19 protein-coding genes and 1 riboswitch are annotated in these 21,763 nt (G+C 70.1%); of the genes, 10 read left to right on the top strand and 9 right to left on the bottom strand.

The window, feature by feature from the left end; all coding sequences use genetic code 11:
• Positions 1 to 31: 31 nt before the first annotated feature.
• The 4 genes from OVA17_RS09290 (at position 32) to OVA17_RS09305 (ending at position 6,100) form a co-directional block, all read left to right on the top strand.
• Positions 32 to 1,639 carry an AlkA N-terminal domain-containing protein gene (locus OVA17_RS09290; RefSeq protein ID WP_267786275.1) on the top strand — a complete coding sequence of 536 codons (1,608 nt, stop codon included), beginning with the start codon at positions 32 to 34 and terminating at the stop codon, positions 1,637 to 1,639.
• The gene (locus tag OVA17_RS09295; RefSeq protein ID WP_267786276.1) at positions 1,636 to 2,133 is read left to right on the top strand and encodes a methylated-DNA--[protein]-cysteine S-methyltransferase; all 498 of its coding nucleotides are present in this window, start codon (positions 1,636 to 1,638) and stop codon (positions 2,131 to 2,133) included. The genes OVA17_RS09290 and OVA17_RS09295 overlap by 4 nt, the downstream gene beginning before the upstream one ends.
• 296 nt (positions 2,134 to 2,429) lie before the next feature.
• On the top strand, positions 2,430 to 4,286 hold the full coding sequence (locus tag OVA17_RS09300) for an ABC transporter ATP-binding protein (protein ID WP_267786277.1): 1,857 nt from the start codon (positions 2,430 to 2,432) through the stop codon (positions 4,284 to 4,286).
• Positions 4,283 to 6,100 carry an ABC transporter ATP-binding protein gene (locus OVA17_RS09305; protein ID WP_267786278.1) on the top strand — a complete coding sequence of 606 codons (1,818 nt, stop codon included), beginning with the start codon at positions 4,283 to 4,285 and terminating at the stop codon, positions 6,098 to 6,100. The genes OVA17_RS09300 and OVA17_RS09305 overlap by 4 nt, the downstream gene beginning before the upstream one ends.
• A 238-nt stretch (positions 6,101 to 6,338) precedes the next feature.
• Here OVA17_RS09305 and OVA17_RS09310 read toward each other — a convergent pair whose 3' ends face one another.
• On the bottom strand, positions 6,339 to 6,791 hold the full coding sequence (locus tag OVA17_RS09310; RefSeq protein ID WP_210072204.1) for a GNAT family N-acetyltransferase: 453 nt from the start codon (positions 6,789 to 6,791) through the stop codon (positions 6,339 to 6,341).
• Positions 6,792 to 6,897: 106 nt separating this feature from the next.
• Between OVA17_RS09310 and OVA17_RS09315 the strand changes: the two genes are divergently transcribed.
• Together OVA17_RS09315 and OVA17_RS09320 are read left to right on the top strand one after the other, a co-directional pair.
• Complete coding sequence (locus OVA17_RS09315; RefSeq protein WP_267786279.1) at positions 6,898 to 7,440, top strand: hypothetical protein; 543 nt, start codon at positions 6,898 to 6,900, stop codon at positions 7,438 to 7,440.
• A gap of 115 nt (positions 7,441 to 7,555) precedes the next feature.
• Positions 7,556 to 9,775, top strand: a complete 2,220-nt coding sequence (locus tag OVA17_RS09320) for an NADP-dependent isocitrate dehydrogenase (RefSeq protein WP_267786280.1) — start codon at positions 7,556 to 7,558, stop codon at positions 9,773 to 9,775.
• A gap of 181 nt (positions 9,776 to 9,956) precedes the next feature.
• Here OVA17_RS09320 and OVA17_RS09325 read toward each other — a convergent pair whose 3' ends face one another.
• From OVA17_RS09325 to OVA17_RS09335, 3 genes are all read right to left on the bottom strand, one after another.
• Complete coding sequence (locus OVA17_RS09325; protein WP_267786281.1) at positions 9,957 to 11,357, bottom strand: L,D-transpeptidase family protein; 1,401 nt, start codon at positions 11,355 to 11,357, stop codon at positions 9,957 to 9,959.
• Between the two features lie 107 nt (positions 11,358 to 11,464).
• Positions 11,465 to 12,829 (bottom strand): FAD-binding oxidoreductase, encoded by a 1,365-nt coding sequence (locus OVA17_RS09330; RefSeq protein WP_267786282.1) that lies wholly within the window; start codon positions 12,827 to 12,829, stop codon positions 11,465 to 11,467.
• Positions 12,826 to 13,212 carry a YrdB family protein gene (locus OVA17_RS09335; protein WP_267786283.1) on the bottom strand — a complete coding sequence of 129 codons (387 nt, stop codon included), beginning with the start codon at positions 13,210 to 13,212 and terminating at the stop codon, positions 12,826 to 12,828. Before OVA17_RS09335 ends, OVA17_RS09330 begins: the two co-directional genes overlap by 4 nt.
• Before the next feature lie 138 nt (positions 13,213 to 13,350).
• Positions 13,351 to 13,436: riboswitch (ZMP/ZTP riboswitch) on the top strand.
• Positions 13,437 to 13,493: 57 nt separating this feature from the next.
• On the opposite strand from OVA17_RS09335, the gene glyA reads away from it, so the two are divergent.
• The 3 genes from glyA to OVA17_RS09350 all read left to right on the top strand — a co-directional run bounded on the left by glyA (position 13,494) and on the right by OVA17_RS09350 (position 16,722).
• Positions 13,494 to 14,768, top strand: coding sequence for a serine hydroxymethyltransferase (gene glyA, locus OVA17_RS09340; RefSeq protein WP_267786284.1), 1,275 nt, complete (start codon positions 13,494 to 13,496; stop codon positions 14,766 to 14,768).
• Between the two features lie 493 nt (positions 14,769 to 15,261).
• Positions 15,262 to 16,146: a bifunctional methylenetetrahydrofolate dehydrogenase/methenyltetrahydrofolate cyclohydrolase gene (locus OVA17_RS09345; protein WP_210072198.1), complete on the top strand. Its 885-nt coding sequence runs from the start codon at positions 15,262 to 15,264 to the stop codon at positions 16,144 to 16,146.
• Between the two features lie 90 nt (positions 16,147 to 16,236).
• Entirely contained in the window at positions 16,237 to 16,722 is a 486-nt protein-coding gene (locus OVA17_RS09350) for a cytochrome C5 (RefSeq protein WP_267786285.1), read from the top strand.
• Between the two features lie 66 nt (positions 16,723 to 16,788).
• Here OVA17_RS09350 and hxlA read toward each other — a convergent pair whose 3' ends face one another.
• Entirely contained in the window at positions 16,789 to 17,412 is a 624-nt protein-coding gene (hxlA, locus tag OVA17_RS09355; RefSeq protein ID WP_210072196.1) for a 3-hexulose-6-phosphate synthase, read from the bottom strand.
• A 29-nt stretch (positions 17,413 to 17,441) separates the two neighbouring features.
• The gene (gene hxlB / locus OVA17_RS09360) at positions 17,442 to 18,020 is read right to left on the bottom strand and encodes a 6-phospho-3-hexuloisomerase (RefSeq protein WP_267786287.1); all 579 of its coding nucleotides are present in this window, start codon (positions 18,018 to 18,020) and stop codon (positions 17,442 to 17,444) included.
• A 100-nt stretch (positions 18,021 to 18,120) separates the two neighbouring features.
• On the opposite strand from hxlB, the gene OVA17_RS09365 reads away from it, so the two are divergent.
• Entirely contained in the window at positions 18,121 to 18,960 is an 840-nt protein-coding gene (locus OVA17_RS09365) for a helix-turn-helix transcriptional regulator (RefSeq protein WP_210072194.1), read from the top strand.
• Positions 18,961 to 18,978: 18 nt separating this feature from the next.
• Here OVA17_RS09365 and OVA17_RS09370 read toward each other — a convergent pair whose 3' ends face one another.
• Genes OVA17_RS09370 through hpaD form a run of 3 tightly spaced genes read right to left on the bottom strand, consistent with a single transcriptional unit; the run spans position 18,979 to position 21,714 of the window.
• Positions 18,979 to 19,785 carry an HpcH/HpaI aldolase family protein gene (locus OVA17_RS09370; RefSeq protein ID WP_267786288.1) on the bottom strand — a complete coding sequence of 269 codons (807 nt, stop codon included), beginning with the start codon at positions 19,783 to 19,785 and terminating at the stop codon, positions 18,979 to 18,981.
• Positions 19,770 to 20,555, bottom strand: a complete 786-nt coding sequence (locus OVA17_RS09375; RefSeq protein ID WP_210072192.1) for a fumarylacetoacetate hydrolase family protein — start codon at positions 20,553 to 20,555, stop codon at positions 19,770 to 19,772. Before OVA17_RS09375 ends, OVA17_RS09370 begins: the two co-directional genes overlap by 16 nt.
• Position 20,556: 1 nt before the next feature.
• Complete coding sequence (gene hpaD, locus OVA17_RS09380) at positions 20,557 to 21,714, bottom strand: 3,4-dihydroxyphenylacetate 2,3-dioxygenase (RefSeq protein WP_267786289.1); 1,158 nt, start codon at positions 21,712 to 21,714, stop codon at positions 20,557 to 20,559.
• Positions 21,715 to 21,763 lie beyond the last annotated feature (49 nt).

Genomic DNA, 21,763 nt, shown 5'->3' on the forward strand with positions numbered 1-21,763 from the left:
GATGTCGGAGGTCGATGGCAGGGTGGATGCCATGACCACTTCCGTCTCCGAGCCCGCGGGCTTCGCCGAGCGCTATCGCGTGATCCAGTCGCGCGACCGCCGCTTCGACGGGCAGTTCGTCACGGCGGTGCGTTCGACGCGCATCTACTGCCGTCCGAGCTGTCCTGCGCGCACGCCGAAGGAAGAGAACGTCACCTTCTACGCCACCTCCGCCGCGGCGCACGAGGCGGGCTATCGCGCCTGCAAGAGGTGTCTGCCCGAGGCCGCTCCCGGCTCTCCCCTGTGGGACGTCCGCCAGGACGTGGCCGCGCGGGCCATGCGCCTCATCGCCGACGGCGTCGTCGACCGCGAGGGGGTTCCGGGGCTCGCGCGGCGCCTCGGCTATTCGTCGCGGCACCTCACCCGGCTCCTCACCGCCGAGCTCGGGGCCGGGCCTCTCGCGCTCGCCCGCGCGCAGCGCGCGCACACCGCACGGGCGCTGCTGGTGGGGACCGACCTCCCCTCGGCCGACGTGGCGTTCTCCTCCGGGTTCTCGAGCATCCGTCAGTTCACCGAGACCATCGGCGAGGTGTTCGGGATGCCGCCGCGCGATCTCCGTGCGCGACGCTCCCACACCTCGGGTGTCGAGGCCGCGGCGGGCGAGATCGACCTCGCCCTGCCGGTGCGAGGGCCGATCGACACCGTCGGCCTTTTCGGGTGGATGAGGGCTCATGCGATTCCGGGCGTCGAGGAGGGCGGCGACCGCTCGTTCGCGCGTGTCGCTCGCCTCCCGGGCGGCCCGGCGTGGTTCGAGGTGCGCCTCGCCGACGACGGTCGGCTCCGGTTGCGCGCGCGGTTGTCGGCCTTGGCCGACCTCGGCACGCTCATCGCCCGCGTTCGCCGACTGTTCGACCTCGACGCCGACCCCCTCGCGATCGACGAGGCTCTCGCCCGGCATCCCGAGCTCGCCCCCGCCGTGGCGGCGATCCCCGGTGTGCGGGTTCCCGGTGCGGTCGACGCCCACGAGATGCTGTTGCGGGCCATGATCGGGCAGCAGATCAGCGTGGCGTCGGCCCGGACCATGCAGGGCCGGCTGACGGCCGAACTCGGCGAACCCACCGCCATCGGCCCGAGGCCGCTCGCTCTCTTCCCCACGCCGGCGGTGATCGCCGAGCACGGGCTCGAGGTCCTTCGCGGGCCCGCGGCGCGCATGCGGGCCATCGTCGAGGCGGCGGCAGCGCTGGCCGACGGCCGCCTCGAGCTCGGCGCCGGCGACGACGGCGCGGAGCAGCGCGAGCGGCTGCTGGCGATGCGAGGGATCGGCCCGTGGACAGCCGATTACGTGCGCATGCGCGTGCTCGGCGATCCCGATGTCCTGCTTCCCGGCGACGTCGCGGCCCGCGCCGGTGCGGCAGCCCTCGGGCTCCCCTCCGATCCGGCGGGCTTCACCGCGTGGTCGGAGCGATCTGCGCCCTGGCGCAGCTACGCGATGGCGCACTACTGGTATGCCGCTCCGGTGACCCAGTCCTGGCGCGCACCGGCCGAGACGGCGGCCGCAGTCGCGGCGTCCCCCACCCGTCGGCGAGCCTCGGGCATGCGCGCCGACGTCGTCCTGACCCCCTCACCCGATTCCGTCACAGAGAGCGAGAACCCCGCATGACCGCCGCCACCCTCCAGTTCGTCGATACCCCCGACGGTGCGTTCGCGATCCTTGCCGATGAGGTCGACCGGGTGATCGTGTCGGGGTGGACCGATGACACCGACGCCGTTCTCGCGCGGCTCCGACCGGATCAGCGTCCAGCCGACGTCCGTCGGGGCACGACGACGGCCGCTGATGCTGTTCGTGCGTACTACGCGGGCGATATCGGTGCGATCGACTCCGTCGTCGTCTCTCAGCGGGGGACGCGCCTGCAACTGGCCGGGTGGGAGGCGCTGCGCGCCATCACCCCCGGGACGCCCCTCACCTACACGGGCTTCGCCACAGCGCTCGGGTCTCCGACGGCTGTGCGGGCGGCCGCGTCCATCTGCGCGCGGAACGCGGTAGCGCTCTTCGTTCCCTGTCATCGCGTCCTGCGCGCGGATGGATCCATGGGGGGTTTCGCATGGGGAACGCGAGTGAAGCAGAGTCTGCTGTCGCGCGAATCGGCGACCTGACCGGCGGGAATTGGGGAAGAGACTCTTGCTTCCAGCGTTCTCTCAGACATATTCTGGAGGGCTGCCGTCCCCCCGCGGAAGCTTCATCGAACAAGGAGGATGCCATGGACCAGACCGACGCCTTCGTCGCCCCGGCCGTCGTCGCGCCCTCCGCCGTCTCACGACCCGGCCGACGCCTCTAGGGCTCCGCGTTCGCGTTTCGACGCACCGCTTCGCCCCGACTGACGATTTTCGTCGCGCCTCCGGCACCCCTTTCTGCGCCCGATCCCGGCGCCCGCTTCGACCCCACGAGGATCATGACTCCCTCCGCTCATCCGCCCCGTCTTTCGACGCCGCGCGCGCTCGCGCGGCTTCTGCCCATCGCGCGCCCGGTACTCCCGCGCCTCATCGCCGGTGCCGTCACCGCGCTCATCGCCAGCCTTCTGGCGCTCGCCATCCCCCTGGTGCTCGAGCAGATCGTCGCCGGCCCCATCGCCTCCCTCGACCCCACCGCCCTGGTGTGGGGTTCCCTCGCCGTGCTCGGTCTCGGCCTCGCCGAAGCCGCGATGGTGTGGCTGCGGCGCTGGTTCGTCCTCGCGCCCGCAACCAAGGTCGAGTACGACCTGCGCCAGTCGTTCTACTCGCGCCTGCAGCGCCTGCCGGTCGCCTTCCACGACCGGTGGCAGTCCGGCCAGCTGCTCTCGCGCATGATGCAGGACATCAGCATGCTCCGTCGTTGGCTGGCCTTCGGCGTCATCCTGCTCGTCGTCAACATGCTCACGATCGCCATCGGCGCCGTACTGCTGTTCCGCTGGCACTGGGTGCTCGGCGCGCTCTTCCTCGTCACCTCCGCCCCGGTGATCTACGTCGGGTTCCGGTTCGAGAAGCGCTATGGCGCGCTCACGCGGCAGAGCCAGGACCAGGCGGGCGACCTTGCCACCTCCGTGGAAGAGAGCGTTCACGGCATCCGCGTCCTCAAGGCCTTCGGCCGCGGCGCACATGCCCTGAAGAAGTTCACCCGTCAGGCAGAGTCGCTGCGCGAGACCGAGATCGACAAGGCCCGCGCGGTCGGGTGGATCTGGTTCTGGCTTGTGCTGCTTCCCGACATCGCCTTCGCGGTCTGCCTGGGCGCCGGAATCGTGCTGACCCAGCTGGGGCAGCTGCAGGTGCCCGAACTCGTCGCGTTCTTCGCGATGGCGACCGTGCTGCGCTGGCCGATGGAATCGATCGGCTTTCTCTTCTCTTTCCTGCTCGACGCGCGGACGGCGACCGATCGCATCTTCGAGGTGTTCGACGAGCAGAACACGATCGTCGACCCTGAGAACCCGCGCACCATCGCGCAGCCTCGCGGAGAGCTGGCGTTCGAGAGCGCCCACTTCCGTTACCAGGATGCCGCGGACGCCGAGCGCGACCTGCTCGACGGCGTCGACCTGGTGCTGCACCCGGGCGAGACCATGGCCCTCGTCGGTCTGACCGGCTCGGGCAAGACCACGCTCACGACGCTTCCCGGCCGCCTCTACGACGTCACCGGCGGTCGCGTGCTGATCGACGGTGTCGATGTGCGCGATCTCACCCTCGCGGAGCTGCGCCGGCACGTGGGCATGGCATTCGAAGACGCCACGCTGTTCTCGCAGACCGTGCGCGACAACGTGCTGCTTGGTAGGGAGGACCTCACGCCCGGGTCCGACGAGGCCGAAGAGATCCTGCGCGAGGCGCTGCAGGTGGCCCAGGCCCACTTCGTGTACGATCTGCCCGACGGCCTCGACACCGTCATCGGGGAGGAAGGGCTCAGCCTCTCCGGTGGCCAGCGTCAGCGTCTCGCCCTTGCGCGTGCCGTCGCCGCCCGCCCGGCCGTGCTCGTTCTCGACGACCCTCTCTCGGCGCTCGACGTCGACACCGAGGCGCTCGTCGAGGATGCCCTTCGCGAGGTGCTCAGCGAGACGACCGCCCTGATCGTGGCCCACCGGCCCTCGACGGTCACCCTCGCCGACCGCGTCGCCCTTCTGGAGGAGGGGCGTATCACCGCAGTCGGCACGCACTCCGACCTGCTCCGGCAGAGCGACCACTACCGCTACGTGATCTCGAGCCTCGAAGAGGCTGAGCGCGAAGCGCGAACGGGGGCGATCCCCGTCATCGACGATGATTCCTTCGCCGGAAAGGAGGCGACCCGATGAGCACCGCCACCGTCTCCGGGACCAGCGGCGAGGACCGCTCCGACTACACGCGCGACGAGAGCCGCTCCATCCGCCAGCGTTCGCTGCGCCTTCTCGGTTCGCTCGTCTCGCCCCTGCGCTGGCAGCTCGTCCTCGCCGGCGCCGTGCTCGTCGTATCGACGGCGCTCCGCGTCGCCGGTCCCGCCCTCATCGCGTTCGGCATCGACAACGCCCTGCCGGCCGTCATCGAGCGATCGGATTGGATGCCGACCATCGGCGTCGTCGGCGTGTACCTGCTCGCGGGGATCGGCGGCGCCGTCCTGATCGGGTGGTACGTCGTCGTCGCTGCGCGTCTGACGCAGGCCGTCATGCTCGACCTCCGCAAGCGCATCTTCCTGCACACGCAGAAGCTCAGCCTCGAGTTCCACGAGTCGTACACGTCGGGCCGCATCATCTCGCGTCAGACGAGCGATCTCGACACCATCCGCGAGCTGCTCGACGGCGGTCTGAACGAGCTCGTCTCGGGTGTCCTCTACGGACTTTTCACCCTCGGCGCTCTGTTCCTCATCGACTGGCAGTCGGGCCTGATCCTGACCGTCATGGGCATCCCGATGTACCTGCTCATGCGGTGGTTCTACTCGCGCTCGCAGGTCATCTACCGTGAGTCGCGCGTCATCAGCGCGCAGGTGATCGTGAAGTTCGTCGAGTCCATGACCGGCATCCGCGCCGTCAAGGCGTTCCGAAAAGAACCCCGCAACGACCAGGAGTTCGGCAAGCTCGCGGCCGACTATCGCGACGTCAACATGCGCTCCATCAGACTCTTCGGAACGTTCGAGCCGGGCATCATGGCGGTGGCGGCGGTCTCGGTGGCGGTCGTGCTGCTGTGGGGCGGTGGACGAGTGATCGCGGGGCCGCTCGAGATCGGTGTCCTCACGGCGGCGGTCCTCTACGTGCGCAACTTCTTCTCGCCGCTGCAGGAGGTCGCGTTCTTCCTGAACTCCTATCAATCCGCCACGGCTGCGCTCGAGAAGGTGTCGGGCGTACTCGAGGAGGAGCCGACGGTTCCCGACCCGATCGACCCCGTAGACCTGTGGAGTGCCCGCGGGCACGTCCGCTTCGACGAGGTCACCTTCGGTTACACCGAGGGCCGCGTCATCCTGCCGGAGTTCACGCTCGACATCCCCGCGGGGCAGACGATCGCCCTGGTCGGGACCACCGGCGCCGGCAAGACGACGCTCGCCAAGCTCATCTCGCGCTTCTACGACCCGACGAAGGGTTCGGTGACCCTCGATGACGTCGACCTGCGTCGCCTGCACCCGAAGGATCTCCGCCGAGCGATCGTGATGGTCACACAGGAGGCGTACCTGTTCAGCGGGACGGTCGCTGACAACATCGCGCTCGGCAAGCCCGACGCCACGATGGACGAGATCCGCGCCGCCGCCCGCGCTGTGGGCGCCGACGCCTTCATCTCGAAGCTGCCCGACGGTTATGACACCGACGTGAACAAGCGCGGTGGCCGCGTCTCGGCGGGTCAGCGTCAGCTGATCTCGTTCGCGCGCGCGTTCCTCGCCGACCCGGCCGTGCTGATCCTCGACGAGGCCACCGCCTCGCTCGACATCCCCAGCGAGCGTCAGATCCAGAACGCCCTGCAGACGCTTCTCGCTGACCGCACGGCCATCATCATCGCCCACCGCCTGTCCACGGTGGCGATCGCCGACCGCGTCCTGGTCATGGAGCACGGCCGCATCATCGAGGACGACACTCCCGACGCCCTCATCGCCGGCACGGGCAAGTTCGCCCAGCTTCACGCGGCATGGCGGGAGTCTCTGGTCTGACTCCGCACACCGGATGCCACGTTCCCTCGGGGGCGTGGCATCCGGTGCTTCTGCCGTCTGTTCCGTCGGCTGAGCCGGCGATTCAGACGTGCTGACCGTGAGCGGAGAACCGCGCCGACATCGGATGCCGCGTCCCCGCCGATCCGATCGCGGTGCGATTCTCCGGTTCTGCGTGCCACCACCGGGGTCGCTCGCGCGGCAAGGGTGGCGCCGCGCACGAAAGCGGGTGCGACCGCCGTCAGACGTTCACGCGGGCGACGATCTCGCCGTACTCCGTCTCGCCGACGGGCTCGAAGCCCACGCGCTGGAAGAAGGCCTCGGGTCCGCCGACACCGGGCTCGTAGATGACGTCGACGTGATCCATTCCGCGACCGCGGGCCTCTTCGAGCACGGCGGCGATGGCGAAGCTGCCGACGCCGCGGCCCTGCTCGTCGGCGTCGACGTTGATGCGCCACAGCACGGAGCGGAAGTGCTCCTCGGGTGCTTCGGGGTCGAAGTTGGCGCTGACGAAGCCCACGACCTCGTCGGCGTCGAGCACGACGCGCTGCCACGAGGTCTGCGGGTTGCTGACGGTCGCGGCGATGCCGTAGCTGACCGGAGCGAGGAACTGCTCCTGCCCGGGCTTGAGCGAGAGGGTGTTCACCGCCACGATCGTGGCGGCGGACAGTTCGACGAGACGCAGGTCAGCCATGGGCCCAGGCTAGCGCGCCGCCACCGCGCCCCCAAGAGCTCATGCCCCCGCATGCGTCGAGGGAGCCTCCTGTCCCCTCGCTGCGCCCGCCTTCTACGCTGGGGCGATGCCTGCCGCATCCCCGCCCGACCGCCCGCCTCGCGCCGAAGAGGGGCCGACCGGTCGATGGAAGATCGCTCGCGCGTGCGTCGTCCATGTGCCGCAGGAGGCGCAAGATGCCGCCGTCGCCGCGATCCGAGAGGCGCTGCGACGCGCGCACCTGCATCCGGCTCCCGAACGCGCGAGCGCGGCGAAGACCGCGCAGACGGGCGAGAGTCTCGACGTGTGGGAACGCGGCGACGTGGTGAGCGAGGCGCTCCTCGACAACACCGGGCTGTCGTTGTTCGTCTCGCGCATCGGGCCCCTCTCGCTGAAGGCGGTGGTTGTCGTCACGTCGCGGCCCGAGGGCCGGCGGTGGCGCATCATCGTCTCGATGGTGGTCGGCAGCCAGCTCTCCGACGAGATCTCGCGGGAAGTGGACGCCGCGATCGACGCCCTCGTCGCCGGCGGTATCCGCGTCGACGGGCCCGGATGGATGCGCGTTGCGGATCTCACCCGTGACACCCTGGCGCACCCGAAGACCGCTCGAGAACACGGCATCCGCGCCTGAGATGCGGCTTCCCGCGGGGTGGGGATCATCCGTGAACTATCTCGATATCAAGAGACTTTGCCCACGTGCGATAGGCTGAAACACAACCCTGGCCGCCTCTACGGAGAGATCTGACGTGCCCGATTCCACCATCATCTACACGTACACCGACGAGGCGCCGGCACTTGCCACCGCGTCGTTCCTGCCCATCGTGCAGGCCGTCACGAAGCAGGCGGGTGTCGACGTCGAGACCCGCGACATCTCGCTCGCCGGCCGCATCCTCGCGGCCTTCCCGCAGCGCCTCACCCCCGAGCAGCAGGTCGGCGACGCGCTGGCCGAGCTGGGCGGTCTCGCGACGCTCCCCGAGGCGAACATCATCAAGCTGCCCAACATCTCGGCATCCATCCCGCAGCTGAAGGCGGCCATCGCCGAGCTCCAGTCGCAGGGCTACGACATCCCGGACTACCCGGACGAGGCGTCGAGCGTCGAAGACAGGGACGTGCGCGCCCGCTACGACCGCATCAAGGGATCCGCCGTGAACCCCGTGCTGCGCGAGGGCAACAGCGACCGTCGCGCGCCGCTCGCGGTGAAGAACTACGCGAAGAAGCACCCGCACCGCAACAAGGCGTTCGCCGAGGGCTCGAAGACCCGCGTCGCGACCCTCGGTCACGACGACTTCCGCTCGAACGAGAAGTCGGTCGTCCTCGCCGACGACGACGTGCTCACGATCCAGCACGTGGCGGCCGACGGCGCCACCAAGACGCTCAAAGAGGGCCTGAAGGTCCTCCAGGGCGAGATCGTGGATGCCACCTTCCTCTCGGCCGCGGCGCTCGACGCTTTCCTCGCCGACACGTTGGCCGAAGCGAAGTCCGACGACGTGCTCTATTCCGTGCACCTCAAGGCCACGATGATGAAGGTCAGCGACCCGATCATCTTCGGTCACGTCGTCAAGGCGTTCTTCGCCGACGTGTTCGACCGCCACGGTGATGCTCTCGCCGCCGCGGGCCTCACCCCCAATGACGGTCTCGGCTCGATCCTCTCGGGTCTGTCGAACGTCGAGGGCGGCGACGCCATCGCCTCCGAGATCCGCGATGCGCTGGCATCCGGCCCCCGCCTGTCGTACGTCAACAGCGACAAGGGCATCACCAACCTGCACGTGCCGAGCGACGTGATCGTCGACGCCTCCATGCCGGCGCTGATCCGCAATGGCGGCAAGCTGTGGGGCGCCGACGGGGGAGAGGACGACACTCTGGCCGTCATCCCCGACTCCTCGTACGCCGGTGTGTATCAGGCCACCATCGAGGACGTCATTGCGAACGGTCCGCTCGACCCCGCCACGATCGGCTCGGTGCCGAACGTCGGTCTGATGGCGCAGGCCGCCGAGGAGTACGGCAGCCACGACAAGACGTTCGAGATCCCCGCGCCCGGTCGCGTGCAGGTCGTCGCCTCGAACGGCGACGTGCTGCTCGAGCACGAGGTGAACACCGGTGACATCTGGCGCGCGACCCAGACCAAAGACGTCGCGGTCCGCGACTGGGTGAAGCTCGCCGTCACCCGCGCGCGCGCGACCGGGGTTCCGGCCGTGTTCTGGCTCGACGAGACCCGCGCGCACGACCGCAACCTCATCGCCAAGGTCAACGAGTACCTCGCCGACCACGACACCGAGGGCCTCACGATCGAGATCCTCGCCCCCGCTGCGGCCACGACGTACTCGCTCGAGCGCATCCGCCGCGGCGAGGACACGATCTCGGTCACCGGCAACGTGCTGCGCGACTACCTGACCGACCTGTTCCCGATCCTCGAGGTGGGTACGAGCGCCAAGATGCTCTCGATCGTCCCCCTGCTCGCGGGCGGCGGCCTGTTCGAGACCGGTGCGGGCGGTTCGGCCCCGAAGCACGTGCAGCAGCTCGTGGAAGAGGACTACCTCCGCTGGGACTCGCTGGGCGAGTTCTTCGCACTCGCGGCCTCGCTCGAGCACCTCGCCGACACGACGGGCAACGAGCGCGCGCGCGTGCTCGCGCAGACGCTGGACGCGGCGACCGGCACGTTCCTCGAGAACGACAAGTCGCCCGGCCGTGCCCTCGGCACGATCGACAACCGCGGAAGCCACTTCTACCTCGCCCTGTACTGGGCGCAGGAGCTGGCGAAGCAGTCGACGGACGCCGCCCTCGCCGAGGTGTTCGCCCCGGTCGCCGAGAAGCTGGAAGCCTCGGAGGAGACGATCGTCGCCGAGCTGAACGCCGTCCAGGGGCACCACGCCGAGATCGGCGGGTACTACCGCCCGAACACGGAGCTCGTCGAGAAGGTCATGCGCCCCTCGGCCACGCTGAACGCGGTGGTCGACGCCCTGCGCTGAGCCGGAACCCGAAAGGGGCGGATGCCGATGGCATCCGCCCCTTTCGCGTTTACGGAGGAGACCGGACGAGAGCCCGAACAGCACTTCACGGTTGCCCACGCTCCGCGAGACGCCGGCAAGGGCCACGGAAACGGAAGAGGGGGCGGATGCCGATGGCATCCACCCCCTCGAAGACCCGGGCTCAGTAGTGGACCGAGACCTCGGTACCGCGGTAGGCCCAGTCGTACAGCTCCTTGGCCTGCGGGATCGTCATGTTGATGCAGCCGTGGCTCATCGGTGTCCCGAAGTTGTTGTGCCAGTAGGTGCCGTGGAAGCCCTCGTCACCGTTGAAGTAGGCCACCCAGGGGACGTCCTTGGTGCAGTAGTCGTAGCCGGGAACGCAGCCCATGTCCTGCATCGCGGTCTTCCAGCCGATGCGGAAGTTACCGGTGTGGGTGGCGTGGTCGCCCGCGCCCGACGAGATCGTGTACGTGCGGTACACCTGGCCGTTCTGCCAGAGCGTCGTGGTCTGCGTGCTCAGGTTGACGTCGATCCGGCGCTCGGTCTTGGTGGTGTCGAAGGCCGTCTCGGTGACGGGGAGGGCGTAACGCCCGTTGCCCTCGGCGAGCTGCTTCGCGAAGGCCGCGGCCACACCGCTGGTGTCGCCGAGCGTGCGACCGGTCTGGCCCTCGGTGAGCGCCTTGATGACCTCTCCGCCGGTGTCGACGATCACGTCGGCGTTGACGGGGGCGCGGTCGACCGCACCGGGCAGGCCGGCGACGGCGGACTGGATCGCGGCGGCGTCGGCCGAGATGGCGAAGTCGCCCTTGCCGTCGGGGGTGACGGTGAGCCACGATGCGGCGGTCGCGCGGTCGACGGGGACGGTGCGCTCTTCGCCGACGTAGAAGCCGGCCGAGTCGAGGATGCCGTTGAGCGTGGCCACGGCGGCGTTCGCCTCGTCGGTCGATACGGGGGCATCGACGGGGACGAGGGTGGCGTCGACGGTGGTGGCGGGCTGGCCGGCGTCGAAAGCCGACTGCAGCGCCGAGATCACGGCGGCGACGTCGATGCCCTCTCCCGCTTCGGCGGGAGTGGTCACGTACGCCTGCGAGCCGGCGTCGTACGCGATGGTCGCGTCGACGGGGGCGCGGTAGGTGCCGGGCGCGCGGTTCTTCAGTGCGGTCGCGGCTTGGTCGGCATTCACCTGCACCTGCACCCCGGTGCCCTCGGGGAACCACGAAGCGGGCTTCCACATCGGGTTGTCGGAGAAGGCCTTGTCGGCGAGGGCCGCCGCGTCGACGGTCGCGCCGAGGTCGGCACCGGTGACGGTGACGGCGCCGGCGGGGGAGTCGACGGTGACCGTGGTCTCGGCGAGGCGGTTCGAGATGGCCTGGGCCGCGGCACCGGCGGTGAGACCACCGATCTGCACACCCGCGACCGAGGCACCCGGCGCGATCAGCACGAGGGAGGCGGCGATGAGAGCCACGGCCGTTGCACCGGCGGGGATGCCGATCCACAGGCCGGAACGGTTCTTGCGCTTCGTCGGCTCGGGCGGTGCCCAGGCGTAGGTTGCGCCGTCGGTGCCAGGTGCGCCGTCGGTCATGAGTCAAACCCCCCGATAGTCAGTCTTCTTATGCTACGAGCGGATCTTGCGGATACGCCTTGAGCAATATCACGGTCTGATCACGTCGCCTGCGCACCAGGCGGAGGTCAGACGCTGAAGACCTTCCCCGGGTTCAGGATGCCGAGCGGGTCGAACACTCGCGCGATGTCGCGCTGCAGGGCCCACTGGTCGTCGCCGAGCTCGTCGATCAACCAGCGACGCTTCAGCACGCCGATCCCGTGCTCGCCGGTGAGGGTTCCGCCGAGCGCGAGTGCGGCGCGGAACAGTTCCTCGGCCGCCTCCCAGACCACCGGCGGCACCTCGGGACCCTCGAACACGAAGTTCGGGTGCAGGTTGCCGTCGCCGGCGTGCGCGACCGCGGGAATGACCAGACCGAACTGCCGTTCGATCCGCGCGATCTCGTCGAACATGTCGGGCAGAGCGCTGCGCGGCACCGAAACGTCTTCGATGAGGGTGGTGCCGAGCGTCTCCATCGCGGGGTGCATGGCGCGGCGGACGGCCAGGAGCGCCTCGCCCTCGGCGGCGTCCGCCGCCACGGCGACGGCGCCGCCCGCCTCGCGGAGAACCTCGGCGATCTCGGCCGCCTCGTCGGCGGCGACCGGGCCGTCGGTCTGGATGGTCAGCTGCGCGGCGCCCTCGGGAGGAGCGGGCAGGGACAGCAGGCGATGCGCGGCGGCGAGGCTGGTGGCATCCATCAACTCCATGATCGCGGGCTGCACTCCCGAGGCCGTGACCGCGGCGGACGCGACGGCGGCGGCGCGGACACCGTCGAACAGCGCGGTGAGAGTGACGCGTTCGCCCTCGACGAGGCGGCGGAGCTTGAGAGTGGCGCCCACGACGACCCCGAGGGTCCCCTCCGAGCCGATGACGAGCGAGGTGAGGTCGAGGCCGGTCACGCCCTTGACGCTGCGGTGACCGAAACGCATGAGGCGTCCGTCGGCGAGGACGACGTCGACGCCGAGCACCGCATCGCGCACGACGCCGTACTTGGCGCACAGGAGTCCGCCGGCGCCGGTGGCGATGTTGCCGCCGACGGTCGAGATCTCGCGGCTCGCCGGATCGGGTGCCCACCACACGCCGTGCGGTTCCAGTCGCGTGTTGAGCTCGGCGTTCAGGATGCCGGGTTCGACCACGGCCAGGAGGTCGTCGGGGCGGACCTCGAGCACACGGTCCATTCCGCGCACCGAGAGGCTGATCTCGCCGCCGCCGGTGTTCGCTCCGCCCGCGAGTCCGGTGCCGGCTCCGCGGGGGACGACGGGGGTGCGGGTGGCGGTGGCGATCCGCATCACCGCCTGGACATCGGCGACGGATGCCGCGTGCACGACGGCGAGCGGGAGGCCCTCGGCCGCGTGCCCCGACTTGTCGGCGCGAGCCGCCTCGAGGGCGGCGGGGTCCGTGTCGACGCGCGCGCCGAGCTCGGCCCGGAGCAGCGCGACGACCTCGGCGGTCATGCCAGGCGCCGTCGCCCGTTCAGCGCGCCGAGGACGACGGCGACGATCGCGAAGACCAGGCCGATCCAGGCTTGACCCATGCTCCACCAGGCGACGGTGGCGGCGGCGTAGACGAACAGCTCGACGAGCGCGCGCACGAAGGGGTGCACGGCGAGCACGGCCCGCGGTGAGACGAACAGCGCCCACACCAGGATCGCCAGGGCCGGGGCGCCGATGCCGGCGACGATGTTCCACGGGAACGGCCACGCCAGGAAGCCCCAGATGGCGAGGGTCACGAAGGCGAACAGGCCGCAGATGACACTGCCGATCTCCAGCGCCGACGGCCGGGGGCGCATGCCGGGAGCGAGAGGCGCCTGGGCGCGGACGTTGCGGGAGTCGGTCACTCCGCCATTTTACGCGGGCCTCGGAGCCCGGCATCCGCGATGCCTCGGCGTCGAGTGGACCGCGCGCTCCGAGATCTCCCTGTGGAGGAACGGTGGATGCCGAGATGCGTGGGGCGGCGGCGGGTTTACCCGCTAAAGTGGCACCGTCGCGACTGGCGTTGAGGTGGGGAACCACCGGGGAGCGACCGCTTGACGGTATTCGACCGCACGCCTGGGTCGGTGCGGTATCTACGCGGGCTCGCCGAGCCCGCGGCATCCGGAACCATCGTCAAGGAGATCGCATGACCGATCCGTACTTCAACGCCCCTCTCTCGGAGGTCGACCCCGAGATCGCCGAGGTCCTCGAGCGCGAGCTCAACCGCCAGCGCGGCTTCCTCGAGATGATCGCGTCCGAGAACTTCGTTCCCGTCTCGGTGCTGCAGTCGCAGGGCTCGGTGCTGACGAACAAGTACGCCGAGGGCTACCCCGGTCGCCGATACTACGGCGGTTGCGAAGAGGTCGACGTCGCCGAGTCGCTCGCGATCGAGCGGGCGAAGACCCTGTTCGGCGCCGAGTTCGCCAACGTCCAGCCGCACTCCGGTGCGTCGGCCAACGCCGCCGTGCTGCACGCGATCGCCCGCCCCGGCGACACGCTGCTCGGTCTCGCCCTCGACCAGGGCGGTCACCTGACCCACGGCATGAAGATCAACTTCTCGGGCCGCCTGTACGACATCGTCGCCTACGGCGTCGACCCCGAGACCAGCATCATCGACATGGACGAGGTGCGCCGCCTCGCCCTCGAGCACAAGCCGAAGGTCATCATCGCCGGCTGGTCGGCCTACCCGCGCCAGCTCGACTTCGCCGCCTTCCGCGCGATCGCCGACGAGGTCGGGGCCCTTCTCTGGGTCGACATGGCGCACTTCGCCGGCCTCGTCGCCGCGGGCGTGCACCCCTCACCCATCCCGCACGCGCACGTCGTGTCGACCACCGTGCACAAGACGATCGGTGGTCCCCGCTCGGGCCTCATCCTGACCAACGACGCCGACCTCGCCAAGAAGATCAACACCGCGGTCTTCCCCGGCCAGCAGGGCGGTCCGCTCATGCACGTCATCGCCGCCAAGGCGACGGCGTTCAAGCTGGCTCTCACGCCGGAGTTCAAGGAGCGCCAGGAGCGCACCCTGCGCGGTGCCTCGATCCTCGCCGACCGCCTCACCCAGGACGACGTCAAGAACGCCGGCATCGCCGTGCGCTCGGGCGGCACCGACGTGCACCTCGTGCTCGTGGACCTGCGCGAAGCCGAGATCGACGGCAAGCAGGCCGAAGACCTGCTGCACGACATCCACATCACCGTGAACCGCAACGCCGTGCCGAACGACCCGCGCCCGCCGATGGTGACGTCGGGCCTGCGCATCGGGACCCCGGCGCTCGCGACCCGCGGCTTCGGCGACGCCGAGTTCACCGAGGTGGCCGACATCATCGCGCTCGCGTTGATCCCCGGCGCCGACGTCGAGGCCCTGCGCGCACGCGTCGCGAAGCTGGCCGACGCCTTCCCGCTCTACCCCGACCTGCAGCAGTGAGCCCGGCCGGGGCGGGCGTCGCGCGTGCGGCCCCGTCCCGGTACCCGGTCTCCGCGTCCGCGCGGGGTCTCGGTGCCCGGTACCCGCGTCCGCGCGGGGTCTCGGTGCCCGGCCCCCGCGCCCGCGCGGGGTCTCGGTGCCCGGTACCCGCGTCCGCGCGGGGTCTCGGCATCCGCCCCGTCCGGTCGCCCCGGGGCGCCGAGCCCGGCCCGTGCACTCCACGCATAAACGCGATCCGCGCACGAAAACGCGGGGAGAACGCGTTTCTGCGACTGGATAGCGTTTATGCGTGACAGCGGATGGCCCCGGTCCGGGCACCCGCCGCGGCGTCCCTGCGGCGCCGGATCGCTGCCCGCCCGCCCGCCCCATCCCACGCAGAAACGCGATTCGCGCACATAAACGCGAGGAGAGCGCGTTTCTGCGACCAGACAGCGTTTATGCGTGCGGCACCTCACCCGCACGACCCCGATCGATAACCAGGAAGAGGGATGCCATGACGGCGACGATTCTCGACGGAAAGGCCGCGTCGGCGGCGATCAAGGCGGAGCTGGCCGAGCGTGTCGCCGCTCTGCGCGAGCGAGGCATCGTGCCCGGCATCGCCACCGTGCTCGTGGGCGCGGATCCCGCCTCGCAGCTGTACGTCGGCATGAAGCACAAGCAGTCCGAGGCGATCGGCATGAACTCGATCCAGGTGGAGCTGCCCGCCGAGGCGACGCAGCGAGAGGTCGAGGCCGTCATCGACCGCCTCAACGCCGATCCCGCCTGCCACGGCTACATCGTGCAGCTGCCGCTGCCGAAGCACCTCGACACCGACGCGATTCTGGAGCGGATCGACCCGGCGAAGGATGCCGACGGCCTGCACCCCACCAACCTCGGGCGTCTCGTGCTCAACGTCAACGCGCCGATCCTCACGCCGCTTCCGTGCACGCCGCGCGGGGTCATCGAGCTGCTGCTGCGCAACGACTACGACCTGAAGGGCAAAGAGGTCGTCGTCGTGGGTCGAGGTGTCACCATCGGTCGCTCCATCGGCCTGCTGCTCACGCGCCGTGAGATCAACGCCACCGTGACCCTCACCCACACCGGCACCGCCGACCTCGCGAAGCACCTGCGTGAGGCCGACGTCATCGTCGCTGCCGCGGGCGTGAAGCACATCGTGCGCGCCGCCGACGTCAAACCCGGCGCCGCGGTGCTCGACGTGGGCGTCACGCGCGAGACCGACCCCGAGACCGGCAAGTCGCGCGTGTACGGCGACGTGCACCCCGACGTCGCCGAGGTCGCCGGCTTCGTCTCGCCCAACCCGGGCGGAGTCGGCCCCATGACGGTCGCCCTGCTGATGACCAACGTCGTCGAGGCCGCGGAGCGCGCCACCGCCGTCTGATGGTGAACCGCGGCATGCCGCCGGTTGAACAGACGGAGCGTCGCACGCAATGGGGAGGCGCGAGCGCGACCGACGTGGCAAGGTTTTCTCATGACTGAGTCTGTGCTGAACGACCTCCTCCGCCGCGTCACCGAGAGCGGCCTGCTCGAAGACGCCCAGATCGACGAAGACAGCGTCATCGGTTCCGGACACCTGGATGCCGCCGGCGTCGAGGTGGAGGTCGACCTCGACCCCGAGCTCGACGAGGACGAAGAGCCCGATCTCGACGCGATCATGAGCAACCTGAAGGACGTGCTCTCGGTCGGCGAGGAGCGCTGGCGCGCGATCGTCGAGGAGATCTCGAGCGACATCGAGGACGCCCTCGACGACGACGAGCTCGACACCGATGTGGACCTGCGCACCGACCTCGAGGCGATCGGCGTGGGCGTCTTCGCCGACGCGATCATCGTCGTGTTCGCCGGGCAGACCTCGTTCCCCGACGCCCTCGTGCACGTGCAGCTCACCCCCGAGCTCGAGGTCGAGGACATCGAGATCATCGGGGACGACGACGACGAGGACGGCGACGACGAGGAGTGATCCTCTCCACGTCAGAGAGGGACCGGGCCGTTTCGGCCCGGTCCCTCTCTCGTTGAGGCTCTGCGATCAGACGATCGCGGCGCGCAGCGCGGCCGCCGCGGCACCCACGTCGGGGGCGCTGTAGATCGCGCTCCCGGCGACGGCGACCTGGGCGCCCGACTTCTGCACGTCGGCGATGCTCGAGGTGTTGACGCCTCCGGCGACGGAGAACGGCACACCGGCCGCCTCGCCGTCGCGCAGCAGCGTGCTGAAGGTGAAGCCTTCCTCGGCCTGCTCGTCGAGGCCGGCGTGCATCTCGACGAACTCGGCGCCGAGGGCCACGACCTCCTTGGCGCGGGCGGGCTTGTCGGCGACGCCGATGAGGTCGACGACCACGCCCTTGCCGTGCTTCTTGGCGGCCTTGACGGCGCCGGCGATCGTGCTGTCGCCGGCCGAACCGAGGACGGTGACGAGGTCGGCACCGGCGCTGAAGGCGATGTCGGCCTCGAGCTCGCCGGCATCCATCGTCTTGAGGTCGGCGAAGACGATCTTGTCGGGGTGCGCGCGCTTGATCGCGGTGATGGCGGAGAGGCCCTCGCTCTTGATGAGCGGGGTGCCGAGCTCGAGGATGTCGACGTGCGGCGCCGCGGCGGCGGCGAGGTCGAGGGCGGCTTCGGTGGACAGGGTGTCCATGGCGAACTGCAGCTTCATGAGGGGGTCCTTCTTCTCTGCGGGGTGGGTCATTCGAGGTTGGCGTGGCGCGGCCAGATCTCATCGGCCGAGAGGCCCGAGCGGTGCCAGAGGGCGTCGAAGATCGCGTCTCCCACGAGCACGACGGCCTGCTCGAAGAGGCTGCCCGCGTACTGGGTCGAGGCGGCCTCGGAGCGGTCGAGCTTGGCGGCAGCGGGAACGGTGACGAGGGCGTCGGCGGCGCGCCCCAGCGGCGAGTCGGGCGCGGTGGTGATCGCGACGACGCGGGCGCCGACATCGGCCGCGGTCTCTGCCGCGCGGACGATGCCTCCGGTGGTGCCCGAGCCGCTGGCGGTCAGCAGGGCGTCCTTCGCGCCGATCGCGGGTGTCGTGGTCTCGCCGACGACGTGCACCTCGAGGCCGAGGTGCATCAGGCGCATCGCCGTCATGCGCAGCGCGAGGCCCGAGCGCCCCGCGCCGAGGACGAAGACACGATCGACCTCTGTGAGCACGTCGAGCACGCCGTCGAGGTCACCGGGCTCCGAGACGAGACGATCGACGACGGATGCCAGCTCCCCGGCGATGCGCGAGAGGGAGGAATCGACGGTGGCGTCGTCGCGGGACATCATGACCCCATGCTGCGCCGGTGCGGACGCCGCACGGGCCGGTCGACCGCAGGGGGCCACCTACCCGAATGGGTAGGTGCACGCCGTGGTCTAGGTTGAACACGTGACGTCCGTACCCGCCCTCGCCTCCCCGGCATCCCGCGCGCTCGTCACCGAGCACGAACGCATCGTCGCCGAACAGGCCGATCGGCACGCGGTCACGCTCGAGTCCGTGCTCGCGGTCCTGCGCTCATCGCGCCTCGACGACCGCGCGGCCCGGACCCTCGCCACCGAGACCGCGGCCGCGGCTCTGGTGGTGCTGCGCACCTCGACCGACCAGCAGCACGGCGTTCTGCTCGAGCCGGTCACCGGTGCCTTCGCGCGCCTACGCAGCGACCTGCGTCCGCTCGTGCGCCACGGCGACCTCGACGTGCAGTTCGTCGAGCCGCCGACCACCGGGCGCGCCCTTCCCGGTGAGGTCGCGCACGAAGCGCGCGCGATCGTCCGCAGCGCGGTACTGGCCCTGCTCGACCGTGGAGCGCCGCACCGCGTGCGCATCCAGTGGGATTGCGACGGCCTGAACCTGCTCATCGGTATCCGCGACGACGGCGAGGGGCGGCTGACCGCGCACGACGATTCGCTGCGCCCGATCGTCGAACGGGTGAGCGCGCTGAACGGGGCCTTCGACGTCGCCTCGACGCCCGGGTGGGGCTCGGAGGTATCGGTGCGGCTTCCTCTCGACCCGCCGGCGCGCCCCGAGTTCCTCGACGACGCGGTGGATCTGAGCCCGCGAGAGCGAGAAGTGCTCACGCTCGTCATCGTCGGCTCGCGCAACCGCGCCATCGCGACGCAGTTGGGGATCAGCGAGAACACCGTGAAGTTCCACGTGTCCAACCTGCTGCGCAAAGCCGGGGTCGCGACCCGGGCGGAACTCGTGGCGCTGGGTGCGTCTCGCGTTCCCTAGCCTCGCGCGGGGGAGCCGTCAGTAACTGTCGCGCTCGCCCGAGGCCACCCGCGCGGTGACGAACCGCGTAGCGAGCGCCTCGGAAGCCCGCGCGAGCAGGGCGACGTCCGCCCCGACGGCGACGAAGTCGGCGCCCGCGTCGAGGTAGGCCTCGGCCACCGCGGGGTCGAACGCGTTCACGCCGACCGGGGTTCCGGCATCCCGGGCCGCGGCGAACACGGCGTGCACGGCGGCGACCACGTCGGGGTGCGTCTGCTGTCCGAGAAGACCCATGGATGCCGAGAGGTCGGAGGGGCCGACGAAGACGGCATCCACCCCCTCGACGGCGGCGATATCTGCCGCGGCGGCGACGCCGTCGGTCGTCTCGATCTGCACGGTGAGCGAGACGTGCTCGGCGGCGTCGGCGAGGTACCCGTCGATCCGGTTCCAGCGCGCGCTGCGGGCCAAGGCGCTCCCGACCCCGCGAACCCCGGCGGGCGGATAGCGAGTGGCGGCGACCGCGGCGCGGGCCTCGTCGGCCGAGGACACCATCGGGACGATGAGGCTCTGCGCGCCGAGGTCGAGCACCTGTTTGATGACGACCGGGTCGTTCCACGGCACGCGGACGACGGGGGTCACCGGGTACGCGGCGCTCACCTGCAACAGCGCGAGCACGGTTTCAAGCGAGGTGGCGGAGTGCTCCATGTCGATCAGCAGCCAGTCCAGGCCCGAGCCCGCGGCGATCTCGGCGCTGACGGTGCTGCCCGAGCACACCCACATCCCCGCGAGAGGTCGATCGGACGCCGCGAGCGCGGCGCGGAACGTCGGGGTCAGACGAAGCGGCACGAGATCGTTCCCATCGGTCCGTAGTCGCAGAGGACGTCATCGCCCCGCGACACCCACATCGGGCGCGTGAACGATCCTGCCAGGATGATCTCGCCCGCCTCCAGGCGCGCGCCGTGCTGGGCGAACTTGTTCGCGAGCCAGGCGACGCCGGTAGCGGGATGGCCGAGGACACCGGCCGCGACCCCGGTCTCCTCGATCTCGCCGTTGCGGCTGAGCACGCCCGGCACCCACCGCAGGTCGATCTCGTCGGGGCGCCTGTGCACCTCGCCGAGCACCATGGCGCCGTAGGCCGCGTTGTCACTGATGGTGTCGACGATCGTGCGGCCCTCGAGCTCGATGTGCGAGTTGAGCACCTCGAGGGCCGGCACGGCGTAGTCGATCGCGGCCAGTGCGTCGTCGAGTGTGCAGTCGGGGCCCTCGAGTGGCTTCTTCAGCACGAAGGCGAGTTCGACCTCGATACGCACGTTCGAGAAGTGATCCACGGGGATCTCGGCCCCCGAGCGGTACACGGTGTCGTCGAACATCACGCCGTAGTCGGGCTCGGTGATGCCGGTCGCCTGCTGCATGGCCTTCGACGTCAGCCCGATTTTGCGCCCCACGAGGGTGCGACCCGCGGCGAGCTGCGTATCGCGCCAGCGGCCCTGGATCCGGTACGAGTCGTCGACCGTGGCATCCGGGTACCTCGCCGTGATGCGCGGAATGACCGCGTGCGTGCGGTCGGCCTCGGCGAGCTCGGCCGCGATGGCGTCGATCTGTGCGTCGGTGAGCATGTCAGAGCTGGTTGCCGAGCTTGAACTCGGCGGAGGGGGCGGATGCCGATTCCTCCGGCGCGCGGGTGTAGCTGAAACCGTCGGCGCCGATGGTGACGGCCATCTCGCTGGAGTGTTCGCGCGCGCGGACCGGCTGCGGGTTGCCGTCGAGGTCGAGCACGAGCGAGCCGTCGGTGTACCAGCTGGGGACCACCGGGTTGCCCCACCAGTCGCGGCGCTGATTGTCGTGCACGTCCCACGTGATGACCGGGTTGTCGGGGTCGCCGGTGTAGTAGTCCTGCGTGTAGATCTCGACGCGGTGCCCGTCGGGGTCGCGCAGGTACAGGTAGAACGCGTTCGAGACGCCGTGGCGGCCGGGACCGCGCTCGATGGCATCCGAGCGGCGGAGCGCGCCGAGCTTGTCGCAGATGGCGAGGATGTTGTGCTTCTCGTGCGTCGCGAAGCAGACGTGGTGCATGCGGGGGCCGTCGCCGCCGGTCATGGCGGTGTCGTGCACGGTGGGCTTGCGGCGCATCCAGGCGGCGTAGACCGTGCCCTCCTCGTCTTGGATGTCCTCGGTCACGCGGAAACCGAGCGACTGCATGAAGTTCACCGCGCGGGGGACGTCGGGCGTGATCTGGTTGAAGTGGTCGAGGCGCACGAGCTCACCGGGGGAGTGCAGGTCGTAGCGCCACGAGAGGCGCTCCTGGTGCTCGGTGTCGAAGAAGAACTCGTAGGGGAATCCGAGAGGGTCGACCACGCGCACGGAATCGCCGATGCCCTCGGTGAACCCGCCCGGCTCGCGGCGGACGTCGCAGCCGAGCTCCTCGTAGAACGCCACCGCCTTGTCGAGATCTTCCGCCGACCGCACGCGATACGAGAACGCGGCGACCGCGGCCACGTCGCCCTGACGCAGCACGAGGTTGTGGTGGATGAACTCCTCGGTGGAGCGGAGGTAGATCGCCTCGTCGTCCTCTGCGGTGACGTGCAGTCCCAGCACGTCGACGTAGAAGACCCGGGATGCCGGGAGATCGGTGACCACGAGCTCCATGTACGCGCAGCGCAGGATGTCGGGTGCGGGAGACGTGGGGGTGGGGATGGGATCGTCCGAGGCGATCGGGGCCTCCTGGGTCACCCAGAACCCGGAGGAGGTCTTCTCTTCTTCGGTGTGCTTCGTCATGGGGTCGCGTCCTTGCGTGTGTGTCTGCGTCTGCGTGCGCGGGTCGGGG

Source organism: Microbacterium sp. SL75 (genome assembly GCF_026625865.1).
Classification (GTDB): Bacteria; Actinomycetota; Actinomycetes; order Actinomycetales; family Microbacteriaceae; genus Microbacterium.

Bases quoted from the DNA above. Each gene is read 5' to 3' on its own strand.
- OVA17_RS09290 (WP_267786275.1), top strand. From the start codon at position 32: ATGACCACTTCCGTCTCCGAGCCCGCGGGCTTCGCCGAGCGCTATCGC.
- OVA17_RS09295 (WP_267786276.1), top strand. From the start codon at position 1,636: ATGACCGCCGCCACCCTCCAGTTCGTCGATACCCCCGACGGTGCGTTC.
- OVA17_RS09300 (WP_267786277.1), top strand. From the start codon at position 2,430: ATGACTCCCTCCGCTCATCCGCCCCGTCTTTCGACGCCGCGCGCGCTC.
- OVA17_RS09305 (WP_267786278.1), top strand. From the start codon at position 4,283: ATGAGCACCGCCACCGTCTCCGGGACCAGCGGCGAGGACCGCTCCGAC.
- OVA17_RS09310 (WP_210072204.1), bottom strand. From the start codon at position 6,791: ATGGCTGACCTGCGTCTCGTCGAACTGTCCGCCGCCACGATCGTGGCG.
- OVA17_RS09315 (WP_267786279.1), top strand. From the start codon at position 6,898: ATGCCTGCCGCATCCCCGCCCGACCGCCCGCCTCGCGCCGAAGAGGGG.
- OVA17_RS09325 (WP_267786281.1), bottom strand. From the start codon at position 11,357: ATGACCGACGGCGCACCTGGCACCGACGGCGCAACCTACGCCTGGGCA.
- OVA17_RS09330 (WP_267786282.1), bottom strand. From the start codon at position 12,829: ATGACCGCCGAGGTCGTCGCGCTGCTCCGGGCCGAGCTCGGCGCGCGC.
- glyA (WP_267786284.1), top strand. From the start codon at position 13,494: ATGACCGATCCGTACTTCAACGCCCCTCTCTCGGAGGTCGACCCCGAG.
- OVA17_RS09345 (WP_210072198.1), top strand. From the start codon at position 15,262: ATGACGGCGACGATTCTCGACGGAAAGGCCGCGTCGGCGGCGATCAAG.
- OVA17_RS09350 (WP_267786285.1), top strand. From the start codon at position 16,237: ATGACTGAGTCTGTGCTGAACGACCTCCTCCGCCGCGTCACCGAGAGC.
- hxlA (WP_210072196.1), bottom strand. From the start codon at position 17,412: ATGAAGCTGCAGTTCGCCATGGACACCCTGTCCACCGAAGCCGCCCTC.
- hxlB (WP_267786287.1), bottom strand. From the start codon at position 18,020: ATGATGTCCCGCGACGACGCCACCGTCGATTCCTCCCTCTCGCGCATC.
- OVA17_RS09375 (WP_210072192.1), bottom strand. From the start codon at position 20,555: ATGCTCACCGACGCACAGATCGACGCCATCGCGGCCGAGCTCGCCGAG.
- hpaD (WP_267786289.1), bottom strand. From the start codon at position 21,714: ATGACGAAGCACACCGAAGAAGAGAAGACCTCCTCCGGGTTCTGGGTG.